Genomic DNA, 17,589 nt, shown 5'->3' with positions numbered 1-17,589 from the left:
TGCGCGGCGCGCTCGTGCCCTCCGGTCCACCGCTGCGAGCCGGCCGACGGCCTAGAACACCGGGACGCCGCCGCGGGTCAGCTTCCAGTCCTGCGAGCCGAACCGCGCCGGGTCGATGGAGCCGTTGGCCTGCACCCAGGTGATGATGGTGTTCCGGATCTCCTCGGAGTTCGCCCACACCTGCTGCGCCGTGGCGACGGCGGGGAAGTTGCCGCCGCCGTTGGCCCGGTAGTTGTTGACGGCCAGCACGAAGCGGGCCGACTCGTCGATCGGCGCGCCCTGGAAGAGCACGTTCGACACCCGCGAACCGGCGGGGCGGGAGATGTCGATGTCGTAGGTGACGCCGCTGACCACGTCGTAGTTGTAGTCGGGCGTGCCGTTCGCGTTGGTCAGCTTCGCGACGTCGACGGGCGCGTCGGGCGCCGTCTGCACGAAGTAGTTCGCGGAGAACTCGATGTACGCCTTGACCTGGGCGCCGGTCAGGACCCGGGCCTCCAGGGTGTTCTCGAAGACGTACAGCCCCGCGACGTCACGGATGGTGACCTGGCCCGCCGGAATGGCTGCCGTGCGCGAGAAGCACGCCGCCTGCGACAGCACCGGCAGGGCGGCGTGCTCCGTCCCCGCGAGCGCGGCCTTGACCGTCTCGGCCTGCACGAAGTTGATGAAGTCGATGATCGGCGTGTCCTTGTACGGGGACTCCTCCGCCGACATCGCGGCGGCCGAGGTGCCGATCACCTGGTTGACGTACGCCACGACCTCCTTGTGCTCGTCCGAGAGCAGCCGGACGATCTTCGGGTCCTCCTCGACCGTGTTGGAGTTGAGGACGGACGCGCCGACGGTGACGACCTCCCACTTGCCCCGGACCAGCTCCAGGTCGAAGTCGAACACGGTCAGGCGCTGGCCCCACTTCAACGGCTCGGAGAGCACCACGCCCTGGCCGGTCTGCTTGTTGGCCACCACGTACTCGGGGATCTCGGAGTGGGCGTGGCCCACCAGGATCGCGTCGATGCCCGGCACCTGCTCGGCGACGAGCGCCGCCGCGTTCTCGATCCAGGGCAGCTGGTCACCGTAGGAGGAGGTGCCGGAGGAGCCGCTGTGTGCCGAGACGACGACCACGTCGGCGCCCATGGCGCGCAGCCGCGGGACGTACTTCGCGGCCTGCTCCTCCAGGCCCGGGAAGGTCATTTTGCCCTGCACGTTGGCCTTGTCCCAGATCGCGATGCCGGGGTTCGTCAGGCCCAGGACCGCCACCTTCACGTCGGGCGCGCCCTTCACGCGCAGCCGGTGGAAGGAGTAGGGCGGGAAGGCCGGCCGGCCCGTGCGCGCGTCGAGGGCGTTGGCGCCGAGCAGCGGGAAGTCGCACTGCTCCTCGAACTTGCGCAGCACGGGGATGCCGTAGTTGAACTCGTGGTTGCCCAGCGCCGCCGCGTCGTAGCCGATGGCGTTCATGGCCTGCGCCATCGGGTGCACCGGACCGTGCTTGGCGGTGATCGGGTCGATCTTGGCGTAGTAGTACGACAGCTGGGTGCCCTGGATGGTGTCGCCCGCGTCGATGAGCAGGGTGTTGCCGCGGCCCTTGGCGGCGCGCTGCTGGGTGACCAGGGTGGAGATCTTGGCCAGGCCGACGTCGTTGTGCGCCTTGTCGTCGTACTCGGCGTCGGTGAAGTAGTCCCAGTTGAAGACGTTGCCGTGCAGGTCGGTGGTGCCGAGGACGCTGAAGGAGTACTTCTTCGGCGTGTGTCCGTGCCCGTCCCCGTGGCGCCCGGTGGCCTGGGCCGGAGCCGCGCCGGCCACGGTGCCCGCCGTGCCGGCCAGCGCGAGTCCCGCGCCGGTGGCGGCGGAGCGGTTGAGGAAGTCCCTGCGGTTCAGCGGCATACGTCGGCTCCTGGAGTCCGGGGGCGCCCCCGGCGGTCGCCAGGGGCGGGATGATCGTCTGTTTGTGCTGTTAACGCGCGTAGATTCTGGCGCAAGGGTGCTCCCGGCAACACCCCCGCCAGGTTGCGAACAGATGACTCGTCACGGCCGCACGGGCCTGGCAGGGTGGGACGCATGACCACAGAACAGGCCAGGACGTACCCGACGCCCGAGACCCCGCACGTGGGGGTACGGGGTGAGGCGACCCTCGAGGTCGAGCCCGAGCTCGCCCGGATCGCCGTCACCGTCAGCGCCCGGGGCACCGACCGCCGCGCCACGCTGGACGACCTCAGCCGGCGCAACGCGCAGGTGCTCGACCTCGTCAAGGGCTGTACCGACGCGGTCGAGAAGCTGGAGACCGGCGCCTTCGTGATCACCCCCGAGCTGCGGGAACGGGGCCGGGGCGAGCGCGTACGGGCGTACCACGGCAGCGTGCGCGTGGGCGCCACCCTCACCGACTTCACCGCGCTGGGGGAGCTCACCACCCGGCTGGCCGATCTGGAGCTCACCCGTGTCGACGGCCCCTGGTGGTCGCTGCGCCCCGGCTCTCCGGCCTACGGCGAGGCCCGTCGGCAGGCCGTGCGCGACGCGGTGCAGCGCGCCCGCGAGTACGCGGAGGCGCTCGGCGCCCGCCTGGTGGCCCTGGTCGAGCTGACCGACGAGGGGCTGCAGCAGTCGGCGCCCTTCCGCGCCGCCCGTCCGGCGATGCGGACCGCCGCCTTCGCGGCGCCCGGCGGCGCCGAGGAGGCGGCCCCGGCCCTTGACATGGAACCGGAGCGACAGAGCGTGTACGCGCAGGTCACCGCTCACTTCACGATGACGGCCCCCGACCTGTCCGCCTGAGCCGGCCGCTCCGGCGGTGTGCTCATCAGAGCGGACCGCGGCTCACTTCACCACTTGTCAACATCCGTTAATCAGGCTGACGTTGGACAGTCGCCTTCCACGAGGTACCTACTGTGAAGTAGGTCATAGGCTCGCTCCATGCGCCGAGCAAAAATCGTCTGCACCCTCGGGCCCGCCACCGACTCCTACGACCGAATCAAGGCCCTGGTCGAGGCCGGTATGGACGTCGCCCGCCTGAACATGAGCCATGGCTGCCACGCCGACCACGAGGAGCGGTACCGGCGCGTGCGCAAGGCCGCCGACGAGAGCGGCCGGAGCGTCGGGATCCTCGCGGACCTTCAAGGCCCGAAGATCCGGCTGGGACGCTTCGCGGAGGGCCCCGTACTCCTTGAACGCGGTGACGAGTTCACGATCACCACCGAGGAGATCGAGGGCGACCGCCTGGTCTGCGGCACCACCTACAAGGGCCTCGCCGCCGACGTCACGCGCGGTGAGCGGATCCTCGTCGACGACGGCCGCGTCACCCTGGAGGTCACCGGCGTCGAGGGCCCCCGGGTCCGCACCCTGTGCATCGAGGGCGGTCTGATCTCCGACAACAAGGGACTCAACCTCCCCGGCGTCGCGGTCTCCGTCCCCGCCCTGTCCGAGAAGGACGTCGAGGACCTGCGCTGGGCGCTGCGCACCGGTGCCGACGTCATCGCGCTCTCCTTCGTCCGCAGCGGCCGGGACGTCGAGGACGTGCTGCGCATCATGCGCGAGGAGGACCGCCGGGTCCCCGTCATCGCCAAGATCGAGAAGCCGCAGGCGGTCGACAACCTGGAGGAGATCGTCGCCGCGTTCGACGGGATCATGGTGGCCCGCGGCGACCTCGGCGTCGAGATGCCGCTGGAGGCCGTGCCCATGGTGCAGAAGCGCGCCGTCTCCCTCGCCCGGCGGAACGCCAAGCCGGTGATCGTCGCGACGCAGATGCTGGAGTCGATGATCGACTCCTCGCGCCCCACCCGCGCCGAGGCCTCCGACGTCGCCAACGCCGTCGTGGACGGCGCCGACGCGGTCATGCTCTCCGGTGAGACCAGCGTCGGCAAGCACCCCGTCGAGACGGTCCGGACCATGGGCCGGATCGTCGCCGCCGCCGAGGAGGACATGCTCGCGGCCGGCCTGCCGCCGCTGACCGAGCAGAACAAGCCCCGCACCCAGGGCGGCGCCGTCGCGCGCGCCGCCGCGGAGATGGGCGACTTCCTCGACGCCAAGTACCTGGTGGCCTTCACCCAGTCCGGCGACACCGCCCGGCGGCTCTCCCGCTACCGCTCCCCGATCCCCGTGCTCGCCTTCAGCCCCGAGCCGGCCACCCGTTCCCAGCTCAGCCTCACCTGGGGCGTGGAGACCTTCCTCGGGCCGATGGTGCAGACGACCGACGAGATGGTCGACCAGGTCGACGAGGAACTGCTGCGGATCGGCCGCTGCCAGGAGGGCGACGTCGTCGTCATCACGGCGGGCTCGCCGCCCGGTGTCCCGGGGACCACCAACCTCGTGCGCGTGCACCGTATCGGGGAGGACGACTCCCCTTCGGCCCGCTGACGTCGCCGGCGCCGCCCGTGGCCGGGCGGCGGCCGCGCGCCTCCAGCACGAGCGCGAGCGACAGCAGTGAGAGGCCGAGCAGCAGGGAGCCCCACGGCAGGTAGGAGGTCATCAGCAGCACCGCCTGCCGCTGGGACTTCACCAGGGCCACGGTGTGCCGGACGTAGTCCTCGCGCATCTTCACGTGCCCGGCGAACGCGGTGATCGGCTGCTGCTTCCCGTCGGTGAAGCGCATCTCCTCGCGGTGGACCTCCTCCCCGTTGACCGGGGCCCCGGTGACGGGGTCCACCCAGAACATGCGCTTGGTGGTGTACCAGCGCTCCATGCCCATCGCCGCGACGGTCTGCGGGGTGACGCCCTCGACCGGCATCCTCTGCGGCAGCGGCACCTTGGTCCAGGGCACGGTCTGCTCGAAGTAGTAGACCTCCAGGCCGCGGAACTGCTGCGTGCCCCGGTAGTGGATGGGCGCGGAGGTCCGCGCCTGCGCGTCGAAGTAGTAGTAGTCCCGCTTCTCGGTGAGGAAGGGGAACTTGAACTCGACGCCCCGGCGTTCGACGGCGTCCCCGTCGACGCTCTCGCCTCCGGCGTGGACGGGCTCCTGCGTGTGCGCGTCGAAGACGTACCGCTCCGGGACCTGGGAGACCATCGCGCCGTCCGGGCCCACCACGTAGGCCAGGCCGTCCCACACGACGACGTCACGGCCGGTGGCCCGGTCGACCCGGCGGGCCTCCTCCACGTTGCCCTTGAGGGTCTGCACGATGCTGACCTTGGAGACCTTCTTCGGCCGCATCGTGCCGTAGTCGAGCAGCGTGGCGTCCCGCGCCTCCAGGACGACCGCCTGGTACTGGCCCGCGGGGATCTTGGCCAGCCGGGGGAACGCGTACCAGCGGACGAGGGGCGACAGGGCGGTGAAGAACACCGCGAGGGACAGGAGGACCAGGCTCGACCTGCGGCGCATGGGACCGCCCTTCTACGGGTGCGCGGGGACGGTGGTGAGCAGCGGCTCGGGGGAGGTGCTGCCGTCCGGCGGACCGATCGCGGTCACGAGGAGGACGATCGCGAACGCGGCGACGAGTCCGATGGCCGCGGCGATGACTGCGCGCATGGCCGTACCTCCCGGTCGTACGGCTACGTCGGCTGGGCCGGTGCACCGTAGCAACCGGGAGTTGAAATGAGAACAGGTTCTACGGCGTCAGTTGGCCGGTCCGGAGGCGGTGCCGCCCTCGGTCTCCGTCGGTGACGGGCTGTCGCTGGGGGAGGCGGTCGCACACGGGTCGGGCGTACCGGTCGGTGACGGGGAGCCCGTGTCGGTGGGGCTCGCCGTGGGCGTCGCGGGGTCCGTCGGGCAGGACGGCGGGTCCGTCGGGTCCGACGGGTCCGTCGGACCCGTGGTGGGACCCGTCGTCGGCGAGTCCGTGGGAGAGGTCGTCGGCGAGGTCGTCGGAGAGGGGCTGCCCGGCGGGGTCCCTATCGTGCCGCTGGAGGACGCGGTCGGCCTCGGCGTCTTCGTCGGGCGGGGCGAGGAGCTCGCGCTCGGGGACTTCGTCGGCGAGGGGGAGGCCGAGGGCGTCGTGGAGGACGGCGGGTTGTCGGGCGTGTCGCTGCCCGCGCCGCCGATGTCCGGGAGGGAGACGACGTCGCCCTCGCGGAAGTGCTCGTACCAGGACAGGACGGTGTTCAGGTACGCGGTCGAGTGGTTGTAGCCCAGGATCGCCTGGTGCAGATTGCTCTCGATCGACAGGTCGCGGTTGCCCGCGCAGAGGTAGCGGCCGGCGGCGAGCGCCGCGTCGAATATGTTGTTCGGGTCGCTGACGCCGTCTTCGTTGCCGTCGGCGCCCCAGGTCTCCCAGGTCGACGGGATGAACTGCATCGGGCCTATCGCACGGTCGTGGACGGTGTCCCCGTCCCACTTGCCGCCGTCGGTGTCCGTGATGTTCGCGAAGCCGTTGCCGTTGAGGACCGGGCCCAGGATGGGGGAGAGCGTGGTGCCCGAGGCGTCGACGTTGCCGCCGCGCGCCTGGTTGGACTCGACCTGGCCGATCGCGGCCAGCAGTTCCCAGCGCATGTTGCAGCCCGGGTCGCTGGCGGCCAGCGCCGTCTCGGCCCTGCGGTAGGCCTCCAGGACGGACGCCGGCAGGCCGGTGCCGTCGGGGGTCACGGTGCCGGTACCGGTGCCGGTGCCCGGAGTGGTGGAGCTGCCCGGAGCGGGCGTGTTGAGCGGCGGGAGCTCGGTGAAGTAATCGGACGAGCCACCGTCGATGGGGTCGCCCGGCGGGGGCACGATCGGGGCCCCGGCGCTGGTGTTGAGGATGCCCGGCAGCAGTCCGGGGGCCTGGGAACCCGTCAGCGCCGCCATGGCCGCGGCGGCCACCGCGGTGCCCGCGACTCCCCTGCGGATCCGCCGTCCGTACCGCGCTCGCATACCCGGTGCCCCTCCCGAAAACCGTGCTGCCCGTCTCCCTGCGTGGCAACCCTGGTGACCCTACGGCAACTTCCTGAACGGAGCTACCGTCCCGGACGTCGCATACTGATCGGACAGACATGTTCCGGAAGAGGTTGCATGCCGTTCACGATGAGTCATGCGCTGGCAGTGCTGCCGGGTCTGCGGCAGGACCGCGCCGGCACCGTACGGGGCCGCGGCCCGCTCGTGGCGGCCGCCCTGGTCGCCGGCTCCTTCGCGCCCGACGTGCCCTACTTCGCCGATTCGCTGGTGCGGGGCCTCTTCGGCTACGGGCAGCTCACCCACGCCCCGCTGGGCGTCGCCCTCGTGGACCCGGTCGTCGCGGCCGGTCTGGTGGGCGGCTGGGTGGCGCTGCGCGGCCCCCTGGTGGCCCTGCTGCCCGAGCGCCGGCAGGCGAGGATCGCCGCACTGGCGGGCGTCGGCGACCGCCTGCGGCCCACGGCGCGCTCGGTCGCGGCCTTCTGGCTGTCGGCCGCCGCCGGGGCGACGACCCACGTGGTCTGGGACGCCTTCACCCACCCCGGACGGTGGGGCGTGCGCCTGCTGCCCGTGCTCGACCACGAGGTGCACGGCACGGCCCTGCACAAGTACGTCCAGTACGGGAGCTCGGCCGTGGCGCTGGCCGTGCTGGGCTGGTACGGCCTGCGCGCCCTGAGGGCCGTGCCCGATCCGGCCGAAAACCGCCCCTCCCTCGTGCCCCGGCTCTCACGCCGGGCCAGGCGGCTCGCCCTGGCCGTCCTCGGTGCCACCACGGCCGGCGGAGCCGCCGTACGGGCGGAGCAGTGGTACGGGGCGACCGGCGACGCGGCCGGGATGATCCCGGCCGGGCTCTTCGGCGCCGGAGCGGGACTCGCCCTGGCCGCCGCGACCTGCGCCGGCGCGGTGCGCCTCACGCACCGCGCCGCCCGCCGCGACGGCCGGGGGACACCCGGTCAGTGGGCCGCCGACTCCCAGTCCGCGCCGACACCCACGGAGACGTCCAGCGGCGCCCGCAACGGGTAGGCGGCCGCCATCTCGCGGCGGACCAGCTCCTCCACCGCGGCCCGCTCGCCGGGGGCGACCTCGACCACGATTTCGTCGTGCACCTGGAGCAGCAACCGGGACCGCAGCCCCTCCCGGGCCAGCGCCGCGTCCACCTTCAGCATCGCGATCTTGACGATGTCGGCGGCCGAGCCCTGGATCGGCGCGTTGAGCGCCATCCGCTCGGCCATCTCACGGCGCTGCCGGTTGTCGCTGGTGAGGTCCGGGAGGTAGCGGCGGCGGCCCATCAGCGTCTCGGTGTAGCCCGTGACCCGGGCCTCCTCCACCACGCGCTGCAGATACTCCCGCACGCCGCCGAAGCGCTGGAAGTACGTCTCCATCAGGCCGCGCGCCTCGGCCGCCTCGATGCCCAGCTGCTGCGACAGGCCGAAGGCCGACAGCCCGTACGCCAGGCCGTACGACATCGCCTTGATCTTGCGGCGCATCTCGGCGTCCACCTGCTCCGGCGGCACCGAGAAGACGTAGCTGCCGACGGTGGTGTGCAGGTCCTCGCCGGAGTCGAAGGCCGCGATCAGCCCCTCGTCCTCCGACAGATGGGCCATCACCCGCAGCTCGATCTGGCTGTAGTCGGCCGTCAGCAGCGACTCGTAGCCCTCGCCGACCACGAAGCCGCGGCGGATCGCCCGGCCCTCGTCGGTGCGCACCGGCACGTTCTGCAGGTTGGGGTCGGTCGACGACAGCCGGCCCGTGGCCGCCACGATCTGGCTGAACGTGGTGTGGATCCGCCCGTCGGGGGCGATCGTCTTGACCAGACCCTCGACCGTCACCCGCAGCTTCGCCTGCTCCCGGTGCCGCAGCATGATCACCGGCAGCTCGTGCTCGGTCTGCGCCGCCAGCCACGCCAGCGCGTCCGCGTCGGTGGTGTAACCCGTCTTGGTCTTCTTCGTCTTGGGCAGCCCCAGCTCGCCGAAGAGGACCTCCTGCAGCTGCTTGGGGGAGCCCAGGTTGAACTCGTGGCCGACCGCGGCGTGCGCCTCCTTCACGGCGAGCTGCACCTCGCCCGCGAACCGCTGCTCCAGGCGCTCCAGATGCTCGCGGTCCGCCGCGATGCCCGCCCGCTCCATGCGCGCCAGCAGCGCCGACGTCGGCAGCTCCACCTCGCGCAGCAGCCGCAGCGCGCCGTCCTGCTCCAGCCGCGCGGCGAACGCGTCGCCCAGGTCCAGCACGGTGCGCGCCTGCACCATCAGGGCCTCGGACTCGGCCTCGTCGTCGGCGCCGAACGCCAACTGGCCGTCCTCGCCGCCCGCCGGGGCCAGCTCCCGCCCCAGGTACTCCACCGACAGGTCGTCCAGCGCGAACGAGCGGCGGCCGGGCTTCACCAGGTACGCGGCCAGCGCCGTGCACATCGTGACCCCGTCCACGCTCCAGCCGTGCTCGGCGAGGACCCGCGTCACGTTCTTGGCGTTGTGCAGCACCTTGGGCCGTGCGGCGTCCGCCAGCCACGCCGCGAAGGCCCGCTCGTCCTTCTCGTCCAGCGCCGCCGGGTCGAACCACGCCGCCGGCCCCTCCGCCGTCGCCAGCGCCACCTCGGACACGCTGCCGGCGCCCAGCGCCCAGGCGTCGACCGTCGCCACGCCCAGCGGCCCGCCGGCGTGCTCCGCCAGCCAGTCCGCCAGCTCGCCCGCGGCCAGCACCCGGCCCTCGACGGCGACGCCGCCGGCGACCTCCTGCGCGCCCTCCTCCGCGGCGCCCGGGTCGGCCGCGTACAGCCGCTCCCGGAAGTTGGGGTGGCGGAACTCCAAGGTGTCCAGCACCACGTTGAGCGCGTCGCGGTCGTACGGCTGCCGCGCCAGCTCCTCCGGCCCGCACGGCAGTTCCACGTCCCGCACCAGCTCCGTCAGCCGGCGGTTCAGCTTCACCGACTCCAGGTGGGCGCGCAGGTTCTCGCCCGCCTTGCCCTTCACCTCGTCCGCGCGCTCCGCGAGTTCCGCGAAGGAGCCGAACTGGTTGATCCACTTGGCGGCGGTCTTCTCGCCGACGCCCGGGATGCCCGGCAGGTTGTCGGACGGGTCGCCGCGCAGCGCGGCGAAGTCCGGGTACTGCGCGGGGGTCAGCCCGTACTTCTCCTCGACCTTCCCGGGGGTGAACCGGGTCAGCTCGGAGACGCCCTTGGTCGGGTACAGCACCGTGACGTGGTCCGTGACGAGCTGGAAGGAGTCACGGTCGCCGGTGACGATCAGCACGTCGTAGCCCAGCGCCTCCGCCTGCGTGGCCAGCGTGGCGATCACGTCGTCCGCCTCGTAGCCCTCCGTGGCGAAGCGCTGCACCTTCATCGTGTCCAGCAGCTCGCCGATCAGCGCCACCTGGCTGCGGAACTCGTCCGGCGTGGCGGACCGGGTCGCCTTGTACTCCGGGAACTCCTCCAGACGCCAGGTGTGCCGCGAGACGTCGAACGCGACCGCCAGATGCGTCGGCTGCTCGTCACGCAGCGTGTTCGCCAGCATGGAAGCGAAGCCGTACACCGCGTTCGTCGGCTGGCCGGTGGTGGTGTTGAAGTTCTCCACCGGAAGCGCGTAGAAGGCCCGGTACGCCAGCGAGTGCCCGTCCAGCAGGAGCAACCGGGGCCGCTCACCCCCCTGGGGTGCGGTGCCGGTCGCTGCGTTCGTCTTCTCTGCCTTTGCTGCCACGTCCCCGATCCTCCCACGCCCGACTGACACTGCCGGTCCGCCGTCTCGTCGTGGCAGGATCGGAACCATGGCAGGCAAAGCACCCGCAGGCGACCCCGTCCAGGACGCACCCGAGGTCAGCGCACCGCAGCACGCCGCTGCCGGGCTCCCGGCCATCGGGCACACCCTGCGCATCGCGCAGCAGCAGATGGGGGTGCGCCGTACCGCGCTCACCCTCCTCAAGGTCAACCAGAAGGACGGCTTCGACTGCCCCGGGTGCGCCTGGCCAGAGCCGGAGCACCGGCACACCGCCGAGTTCTGCGAGAACGGGGCCAAGGCGGTCGCCGAGGAGGCCACCCTGCGCCGGGTCACCCCGGACTTCTTCGCCGCGCACCCCGTCGCCGACCTCGCCCGGCGCAGCGGCTACTGGCTGGGCCAGCAGGGCCGCCTCACCCAGCCCATGTACCTGCCCGACGGCGCCTCCCACTACGAGCCCGTCCCCTGGGAGCGCGCCTTCGAGATCGTCGCCGACGAGCTGAACCGTCTGACGGGCCCCGACGAGGCCGTGTTCTACACCTCCGGCCGCACCAGCAACGAGGCCGCCTTCCTCTACCAGCTCTTCGCCCGCGAGTTCGGCACCAACAACCTGCCCGACTGCTCCAACATGTGCCACGAGTCGTCCGGCTCCGCGCTCGCCGAGACCATAGGCATAGGCAAGGGCAGCGTCCTGCTGGAGGACCTGTACCGCGCCGACCTGATCATCGTCGCCGGCCAGAACCCCGGCACCAACCACCCCCGGATGCTCTCCGCCCTGGAGAAGGCCAAGGCGGGCGGCGCGAAGATCGTCACGGTCAACCCGCTGCCCGAGGCCGGTCTGCAGCGCTTCAAGAACCCGCAGACCCCCAAGGGCCTCGCCGGTATCGGCACCCCGCTCGCCGACCTCTTCCTGCAGATCCGGCTCGGCGGCGACCAGGCACTCTTCCGCGCCCTCAACAAGGCGCTCCTGGAGGCCGAGGACCGGGCGCCCGGCACCGTCCTCGACCGGGCCTTCATCGACGGGCACACCCACGGCTTCGAGGAGTGCGCAGCCGCCGCCCGCGCCACCGACCCCGACGAGGTGCTGCGCGCCACCGGGCTGCCGCAGTCAGACATCGACCGGCTGCTGTCGATGGTGCTCGACGCCAAGAGCGTCATCGTCTGCTGGGCCATGGGCCTCACCCAGCACAAGCACTCCGTGCCCACCATCAAGGAGGTCGTCAACTTCCTCCTCCTGCGCGGAAACATCGGCCGTCCCGGCGCCGGCGTGTGCCCCGTGCGCGGCCACAGCAACGTCCAGGGCGACCGCACCATGGGCATCTACGAGAAGCCGGCGCCCGCCTTCCTCGACGCCCTGGAGAAGGAGTTCGGCTTCGCCCCGCCCCGCGAGCACGGCCTGGACACCGTCGCCGCCATCCGCGCCCTGCGCGACGGCGACGCCAAGGTCTTCTTCGCCATGGGCGGCAACTTCGTCGCCGCCTCACCCGACACCGACGTCACCGAGGCCGCCATGCGCCGCGCCCGCCTCACCGTGCACGTGTCCACCAAGCTCAACCGCTCCCACGTCGTCACCGGCGCCCGCGCCCTGATCCTGCCCACGCTGGGCCGCACCGAGAGGGACGTCCAGACGGCGGGCGAGCAGTTCGTCACCGTCGAGGACTCCATGGGCATGGTGCACGCCTCCCGGGGCGGGCTGGATCCCGCGGGCCCCCTGCTGCTGTCGGAGCCGGCCATCGTCTGCCGCCTCGCCCGCGCGGTCCTCGGCCCCGGCAGCCGCGTGCCGTGGGAGGAGCTCGAGGGCGACTACGACCGGATCCGCGACCGCATATCCCGCGTGGTCCCCGGCTTCGACGACTTCAACGTCAAGGTGCGCCGCCCCGGCGGCTTCACCCTCCCGCACGCCCCGCGCGACTCCCGCAGCTTCCCCACCGCCACGGGGCTGGCCAACTTCACCGCCGCGCCCCTGGAGTACCCGCACGTGCCCGAAGGCCGGCTGCTGCTGCAGACGCTGCGCTCGCACGACCAGTACAACACCACCATCTACGGCCTCGACGACCGCTACCGCGGCATCAAGGGCGGTCGCCGGGTCGTCCTGGTCCACCCCGACGACGCCGCCGCCCTCGGTTTCGCCGACGGCGCCTACACCGACCTCGTCAGCGAGTGGACGGACGGCACCGAACGCCGCGCCGAGGGCTTCCGGGTGGTCCACTACCCGACGGCCCGAGGCTGCGCCGCCGCCTACTACCCGGAGACCAATGTGCTGGTCCCGCTCGACCACACCGCCGACACCAGCAACACCCCGGCTTCCAAGTCGGTCGTCGTCCGGCTGGAACGGACCACCCCGGTCGGCGGTCCCCAGTGACCGTCCGGTAGAAAACGGGCCTGTACACCGAACGACGACGATCGGAGCCACCGTCCATGGGCGAGCAGACCACCACCAGCCTTTTCTCCCCGGAGGTCATCGAGCAGTATGCCGGACTGGGCGTCGACCTGGTGGCGCTCTTCTCCGCCGGCGACCTCGGCTCCCGCATGGGCGTCGAGATCGTCGAGGCGACCGCGGAGCGCGTCGTGGGCACCATGCCCGTCGAGGGGAACACCCAGCCGTACGGGCTCCTCCACGGCGGCGCCTCCGCCGTCCTGGCGGAGACCATCGGGTCCATCGGCGCCATGCTGCACGGCGGCCCCGGCAAGATCGCCGTCGGGGTCGACCTCAACTGCACCCACCACCGCGGACTGCGCTCCGGCCGGGTCACCGGGGTCGCCACCCCCGTCCACCGCGGCCGCTCGTCGGCGACCTACGAGATCGTCATCAGCGACGAGCAGGACCGCCGGGTCTGCTCCGCCCGCCTCACGTGCGCCCTGCGCCCCGCCACCCCGGCCACCCCGGGCACCGTCGCCCCCTGACGCCCGCCCGCACGGCACACGAGCCCCGCACGGCACGCACAAGGAGAACGGCCCCCGGAATCCTCCGGGGGCCGTTCTCCTCGCCGTGTGACGCGCCGTACGACGCCGGACGTTACGCCGCGCCCTCACCGAGGTACGCCGCACGCACGCGCGGGTCGGACAGCAGGGCCGATGCGTCGTCCTCCATGACGATCGCGCCCGTCTCCAGCACATAGCCGCGGTCGGCCAGCTGCAGCGCCTGCGAGGCGTTCTGCTCCACCAGCAGCACCGTGGTGCCCTGGTCGTTGATCTCCTTGATGATCTCGAAGATCTGCTGGACGATCAGCGGCGCCAGCCCCATCGACGGCTCGTCGAGCAGCAGCAGGTTCGGGCGGCCCATCAGGGCCCGGCCGATGGCCAGCATCTGCTGCTCACCGCCGGACAGGGTGCCCGCCAGCTGCGTACGCCGCTCCGCCAGGCGCGGGAAGAGCGTCAGCACACGGTCCAGGTCGTCCTTGGAGACGCCCTTGAACCGGTACGCGCCCATCTCCAGGTTCTCCAGCACCGTCATCACCGGGAAGACCCGGCGGCCCTCCGGCGACTGGCCGATGCCGAGCTCCACGACCTTGTGCGCGGGAACGCCGTCGATCCGCTCACCGCCGAGGCGCACCTCGCCGTGGCGGGGCTGCAGCAGACCGGAGATCGTGCGCAAGGTGGTGGTCTTGCCGGCGCCGTTCGCGCCCAGCAGGGCCACGACCTCGCCCTGCCGGACCGTCACGTTGATGCCCTTGAGCGCCTGGATCGCGCCGTAGAACACCTGCAGGTCGACCAGCTCCAGCATCGCCGGGGCCTGGGCGACGGAACCGTCCGTCGCCTTCTCGAAGTTGGCGGCCTCGGTCATCGGCCCTCCTCCTCGGACTCACGCGGTGCGGGGACTTCCGGAGCGTCGGCCGTGTGGTGCGACTCGACGATCTCCACCATCTCCGCGACGGCCTCCACGGCCTCCTCGTCGGCCGAACCCAGGTACGCCTCGATCACCGCGGGATCGCGCTGCACCTCCTCGGGCAGACCCTCGGCGATCACCTTGCCGAAGTTCAGCACCATGACGCGGTCCGCGACCGACATCACGAGCTTCATGTCGTGCTCGATCAGCAGCACGCTGACGCCCAGGTCCTGGTTGATCCGGCGGATCAGCTGCTCCAGCTCCAGCTTCTCCGTCGGGTTCGTACCGGCCGCCGGCTCGTCCAGCAGCAGCACCTTCGGGTCGGTCGCCAGCGCCCGCGCGATCTCCAGACGCCGCTGGTCACCGTAGGAGAGGCTGGCGGCCAGCTCGTTGTGCTTGCCCGACAGGCCCACGTACGACAGCAGCTCCTGCGCCCGGTCGTCGCTGGCCTTCTCGTCCCGGCGCGCCCACGGCAGGCCCAGCATGATCGAGATCGCTCCCGACTTCTGCCGCGACTCCGCCGCGATCTTGACGTTCTCCAGCGCCGTCAGGGCGCTGAAGAGCCGGATGTTCTGGTAGGTCCGGGCGACACCGTAACGGTTCACCAGGTACGGCTTGGCGCCGAGCAGTTTGTGCTCGGAACCGCCCTCCGCGTGGAAGGTGATCGTGCCCTCCTGCGGGACGTACACGCCCGTCAGGGAGTTGAACAGCGAGGTCTTGCCCGCGCCGTTCGGGCCGATCACCGCGAGGATCTCGCCCCGCCGCATCGTCAGGTTGACGTCCGACAGGCTGGTGAGACCGCCGAACCGCAGCGTCACGCCACGGGCCTGCAGCACCGTACCGCCGGTCTGCGCGGGCTGCACGCCCGCTTCCTCCACCGCGTTCACGACTTCACGCCTCCCGTCGGCTCGGTCATCGCATCGGCGTCGCCGATGCCCGCCTCCGCCATGTGCAGCTCACGCTGCCTGCGGCGGGAGGGGATCACACCCTGCGGACGGAAGATCATCATGATGACGAGCAGCGCACCCAGGTAGATGAAGCGGTCCTGCTCCGGCACCAGGTCACGCAGCGCGTTCGGCAGCCACACCAGCAGCGCGGCACCGAACAGCACGCCCGCGATGGAGCCCATGCCGCCGAACACCACGTACGCCAGCGCGAGCACCGACAGCACGATGGTGAAGTTCTCCGGGTTGATGAACCCGACCTTGCTGGAGTAGACGACGCCCGCCAGACCCGAGGTCGACGCGCCGATCGCGAAGGCCAGCAGCTTGTACCGGACGGTGTTGATGCCCGTCGCGGAGGCGGCCACCTCGTCCTCCCGGATCGCCGTCCAGGTGCGGCCGATCCGCGAGTGCTCCAGGCGGTTGTACAGGAAGATCAGCACCACCAGGAAGAACAGCAGCAGGTACCAGTACGGCAGCGGGTCCAGCGTCCAGTCGTAGTTGATCGGACCGATGTGGATGGACGGGTGCGGGATGCCGATGACACCCCGCGAACCGTTGGTGAAGCCGTCCGAGTTCTTCGCGACCAGGTACACGATCTCGTGGAAGCCCAGCGTCACGATCGCGAGGTAGTCACCGCGCAGCCGCAGCGTCGGGGCACCCAGCAGCACACCGGCGATCAGGCAGGTGACGATGGCGAACGGGATCGACTCCAGCGCGCCCACCGTGAACGGCGGCTTCACCGGCATGTGGCCGGTCCAGAAGGCGCAGGAGTACGCGCCGATCGCGTAGAAGGCGATGAAGCCCAGGTCCAGCAGACCGGCCCAGCCGACCACCACGTTCAGACCGACCGCGATGATCATGAAGATCCCCATCTGCGTGACGAGGACCTCCTGCCAGAACAGGCTGGTGTTGGCGGGGATGACGATCGCCAGCACCAGGACGAGCACCAGTCCGCCCAGCCGCAGCCAGCCGTTGGACCGGAACATCGCCCGGGTCGGCTCCAGCGACTTGTTGACTCCCTGCGCACCCTGCCGGGCCGCGTCGCGCACCGGAGCACCGAACTCCACCAGCGCCCACACACCCACCATGATGGCCAGGCAGATCCACAGCCGCGCCGACTGGAAGGCGCCGGTGAACGCCGACAGCCTCTCCGCCGGGTTGCCGTCCTCGCCCGTCATCAGCGCCAGGATGAAGCCCAGCACCAGCATGCCGAGCAGCCGCGTCCAACGGGGCTGCTGGTACCAGGCCTTGCGGCGCAGTTTCGCCACGTCCACCGAGAAGGACTTGGCAGCGGTCGCGTTGCTCATGCCGACCTCCCCAGACGCTCGCCCATGATGCCCGTCGGACGGAACATCAGCACCAGGATCAGGATCACGAACGCGGTCACGTCGATCCACTGGGTGCCGAAGAGCGGGGAGCTCAGGTTCTCGACGATGCCCAGCAGCAGACCGCCCAGCATCGCACCACGGATGTTGCCGATACCGCCCAGCACCGCCGCCGCGAAGGCCTTGATGCCCGGCAGGAAGCCCACGGTGAACCAGACCTGGCCGGAGATGCCGAAGCCGTACAGGAAGCCGGCCGCACCACCCAGCAGACCGCCGATGATGAACGTACGGGAGATGATCTTGTCGATGTCGACACCCATCAGACCCGCCGTCTCGGCGTCCTGCGCCACGGCCCGGATGCCCGCACCCATCTTCGTGCGGTTGACCACCAGGTCCAGACCGATCATCATCGCGACCGCGGAACCGATGATGATCAGCTGAGTGATCTTCACCGGGGTGCCGAAGACGCTGAAGACCTCACCGTTGGTGTACAGCTCCGGCATCGGCACGGGGTTGCGGCCCCACAGCTTGCCCGCCAGGTTGTACAGGAAGAACGACGCGCCGATGGCGCTGATCAGGAAGACCAGCTTGGGGGCGTTCCGCTTGCGCAGCGGCTTGTACGCCGCCTTCTCCAGCCCGAACGCGGTCAGCGCTCCGACCAGGGCGCCGGCGATCATGCCGACGATCACCCAGACGACGGAGGTGAACCCGTGCGGGGACTGCGGGGCGAGCTCGGAGAGCACGACGAGCGAACCGAAGCCGCCCATCATGAAGACCTCGCTGTGGGCGAAGTTGATGAGCTGGAGCACGCCGTAGACCAGGGTGTACCCGATCGCGATGACGGCGTACATGGACCCCGTCGTCAAGCCTGGGATGAAGTAGTCCCAGAAGTTGTGGAAGAGATTCATCGTGCGTGGGAATCCTTGCTGAAGCCGGTGAAGGGCGGCGAAAACGCGTCCGACACAGCGATGGGGAGCGCGGGGCGGCGGCCGGAATCCGTGCCGCGCCCCCCACC

Annotated in this window: 14 protein-coding genes; 5 read left to right on the top strand and 9 right to left on the bottom strand. The window is 71.1% G+C overall.

Going from position 1 to position 17,589, the window contains the following annotated elements:
* Window positions 1-51 precede the first annotated feature (51 nt).
* A complete protein-coding gene (locus ACFW3D_RS14050; protein WP_500504373.1) occupies window positions 52-1,875 on the bottom strand; it encodes a bifunctional metallophosphatase/5'-nucleotidase in 1,824 nt (607 codons plus the stop codon).
* 174 nt (window positions 1,876-2,049) lie between these two features.
* Between ACFW3D_RS14050 and ACFW3D_RS14045 the strand changes: the two genes are divergently transcribed.
* Entirely contained in the window at window positions 2,050-2,757 is a 708-nt protein-coding gene (locus ACFW3D_RS14045; protein ID WP_500504372.1) for an SIMPL domain-containing protein, read from the top strand.
* Window positions 2,758-2,895: 138 nt separating this feature from the next.
* Window positions 2,896-4,335 carry a pyruvate kinase gene (gene pyk / locus ACFW3D_RS14040; RefSeq protein WP_500504371.1) on the top strand — a complete coding sequence of 480 codons (1,440 nt, stop codon included), beginning with the start codon at window positions 2,896-2,898 and terminating at the stop codon, window positions 4,333-4,335.
* Here pyk and pgfA read toward each other — a convergent pair.
* The 3 genes from pgfA to ACFW3D_RS14025 all read right to left on the bottom strand — a co-directional run bounded on the left by pgfA (window position 4,244) and on the right by ACFW3D_RS14025 (window position 6,757).
* The gene (gene pgfA / locus ACFW3D_RS14035) at window positions 4,244-5,293 is read right to left on the bottom strand and encodes a cell envelope lipid trafficking protein PgfA (RefSeq protein WP_500504369.1); all 1,050 of its coding nucleotides are present in this window, start codon (window positions 5,291-5,293) and stop codon (window positions 4,244-4,246) included. The two genes, pyk and pgfA, sit on opposite strands and share 92 nt — an antisense overlap.
* A gap of 12 nt (window positions 5,294-5,305) precedes the next feature.
* Window positions 5,306-5,440 carry an SPW_0924 family protein gene (locus ACFW3D_RS14030; protein WP_500504368.1) on the bottom strand — a complete coding sequence of 45 codons (135 nt, stop codon included), beginning with the start codon at window positions 5,438-5,440 and terminating at the stop codon, window positions 5,306-5,308.
* Window positions 5,441-5,527: 87 nt separating this feature from the next.
* A complete protein-coding gene (locus ACFW3D_RS14025) occupies window positions 5,528-6,757 on the bottom strand; it encodes a lytic transglycosylase domain-containing protein (protein WP_500504367.1) in 1,230 nt (409 codons plus the stop codon).
* Between the two features lie 138 nt (window positions 6,758-6,895).
* On the opposite strand from ACFW3D_RS14025, the gene ACFW3D_RS14020 reads away from it, so the two are divergent.
* Window positions 6,896-7,798 carry a DUF4184 family protein gene (locus tag ACFW3D_RS14020; RefSeq protein WP_500504366.1) on the top strand — a complete coding sequence of 301 codons (903 nt, stop codon included), beginning with the start codon at window positions 6,896-6,898 and terminating at the stop codon, window positions 7,796-7,798.
* Here the strand turns inward: ACFW3D_RS14020 and polA are convergent.
* On the bottom strand, window positions 7,729-10,464 hold the full coding sequence (polA, locus tag ACFW3D_RS14015) for a DNA polymerase I (RefSeq protein WP_500504365.1): 2,736 nt from the start codon (window positions 10,462-10,464) through the stop codon (window positions 7,729-7,731). The genes ACFW3D_RS14020 and polA overlap by 70 nt on opposite strands.
* Before the next feature lie 67 nt (window positions 10,465-10,531).
* Between polA and ACFW3D_RS14010 the strand changes: the two genes are divergently transcribed.
* Entirely contained in the window at window positions 10,532-12,841 is a 2,310-nt protein-coding gene (locus ACFW3D_RS14010) for an FdhF/YdeP family oxidoreductase (protein ID WP_500504363.1), read from the top strand.
* A 56-nt stretch (window positions 12,842-12,897) separates the two neighbouring features.
* Window positions 12,898-13,383: a PaaI family thioesterase gene (locus tag ACFW3D_RS14005; RefSeq protein WP_500504362.1), complete on the top strand. Its 486-nt coding sequence runs from the start codon at window positions 12,898-12,900 to the stop codon at window positions 13,381-13,383.
* 112 nt (window positions 13,384-13,495) lie between these two features.
* Here ACFW3D_RS14005 and ACFW3D_RS14000 read toward each other — a convergent pair whose 3' ends face one another.
* From ACFW3D_RS14000 to ACFW3D_RS13985, 4 genes are read right to left on the bottom strand one after another with little or no spacing between them, the layout of a single operon-like run.
* Window positions 13,496-14,263, bottom strand: coding sequence for an ABC transporter ATP-binding protein (locus ACFW3D_RS14000; RefSeq protein WP_499511272.1), 768 nt, complete (start codon window positions 14,261-14,263; stop codon window positions 13,496-13,498).
* The gene (locus ACFW3D_RS13995) at window positions 14,260-15,192 is read right to left on the bottom strand and encodes an ABC transporter ATP-binding protein (RefSeq protein ID WP_500504361.1); all 933 of its coding nucleotides are present in this window, start codon (window positions 15,190-15,192) and stop codon (window positions 14,260-14,262) included. The genes ACFW3D_RS14000 and ACFW3D_RS13995 overlap by 4 nt, the downstream gene beginning before the upstream one ends.
* Entirely contained in the window at window positions 15,189-16,556 is a 1,368-nt protein-coding gene (locus ACFW3D_RS13990; protein WP_500504360.1) for a branched-chain amino acid ABC transporter permease, read from the bottom strand. Before ACFW3D_RS13990 ends, ACFW3D_RS13995 begins: the two co-directional genes overlap by 4 nt.
* A complete protein-coding gene (locus tag ACFW3D_RS13985; protein ID WP_354795890.1) occupies window positions 16,553-17,482 on the bottom strand; it encodes a branched-chain amino acid ABC transporter permease in 930 nt (309 codons plus the stop codon). Before ACFW3D_RS13985 ends, ACFW3D_RS13990 begins: the two co-directional genes overlap by 4 nt.
* Window positions 17,483-17,589: the final 107 nt, after the last annotated feature.

It is taken from the genome of Streptomyces sp. NPDC058864, assembly GCF_042742985.1.
Lineage (GTDB): Bacteria > Actinomycetota > Actinomycetes > Streptomycetales > Streptomycetaceae > Actinacidiphila.
The sequence above is the reverse complement of the archived record's forward strand: the minus strand, read 5'-3'. Positions and strand labels throughout refer to the sequence as shown.

Coding starts and splice junctions, on each gene's coding strand:
- ACFW3D_RS13985 (WP_354795890.1), bottom strand. CDS start 17,482: ATGAATCTCTTCCACAACTTCTGGGACTACTTCATCCCAGGCTTGACG.
- ACFW3D_RS14025 (WP_500504367.1), bottom strand. CDS start 6,757: ATGCGAGCGCGGTACGGACGGCGGATCCGCAGGGGAGTCGCGGGCACC.
- pgfA (WP_500504369.1), bottom strand. CDS start 5,293: ATGCGCCGCAGGTCGAGCCTGGTCCTCCTGTCCCTCGCGGTGTTCTTC.
- ACFW3D_RS14000 (WP_499511272.1), bottom strand. CDS start 14,263: ATGACCGAGGCCGCCAACTTCGAGAAGGCGACGGACGGTTCCGTCGCC.
- ACFW3D_RS14020 (WP_500504366.1), top strand. CDS start 6,896: ATGCCGTTCACGATGAGTCATGCGCTGGCAGTGCTGCCGGGTCTGCGG.
- ACFW3D_RS13990 (WP_500504360.1), bottom strand. CDS start 16,556: ATGAGCAACGCGACCGCTGCCAAGTCCTTCTCGGTGGACGTGGCGAAA.
- ACFW3D_RS14045 (WP_500504372.1), top strand. CDS start 2,050: ATGACCACAGAACAGGCCAGGACGTACCCGACGCCCGAGACCCCGCAC.
- ACFW3D_RS14050 (WP_500504373.1), bottom strand. CDS start 1,875: ATGCCGCTGAACCGCAGGGACTTCCTCAACCGCTCCGCCGCCACCGGC.
- pyk (WP_500504371.1), top strand. CDS start 2,896: ATGCGCCGAGCAAAAATCGTCTGCACCCTCGGGCCCGCCACCGACTCC.
- ACFW3D_RS14030 (WP_500504368.1), bottom strand. CDS start 5,440: ATGCGCGCAGTCATCGCCGCGGCCATCGGACTCGTCGCCGCGTTCGCG.
- ACFW3D_RS14010 (WP_500504363.1), top strand. CDS start 10,532: ATGGCAGGCAAAGCACCCGCAGGCGACCCCGTCCAGGACGCACCCGAG.
- ACFW3D_RS14005 (WP_500504362.1), top strand. CDS start 12,898: ATGGGCGAGCAGACCACCACCAGCCTTTTCTCCCCGGAGGTCATCGAG.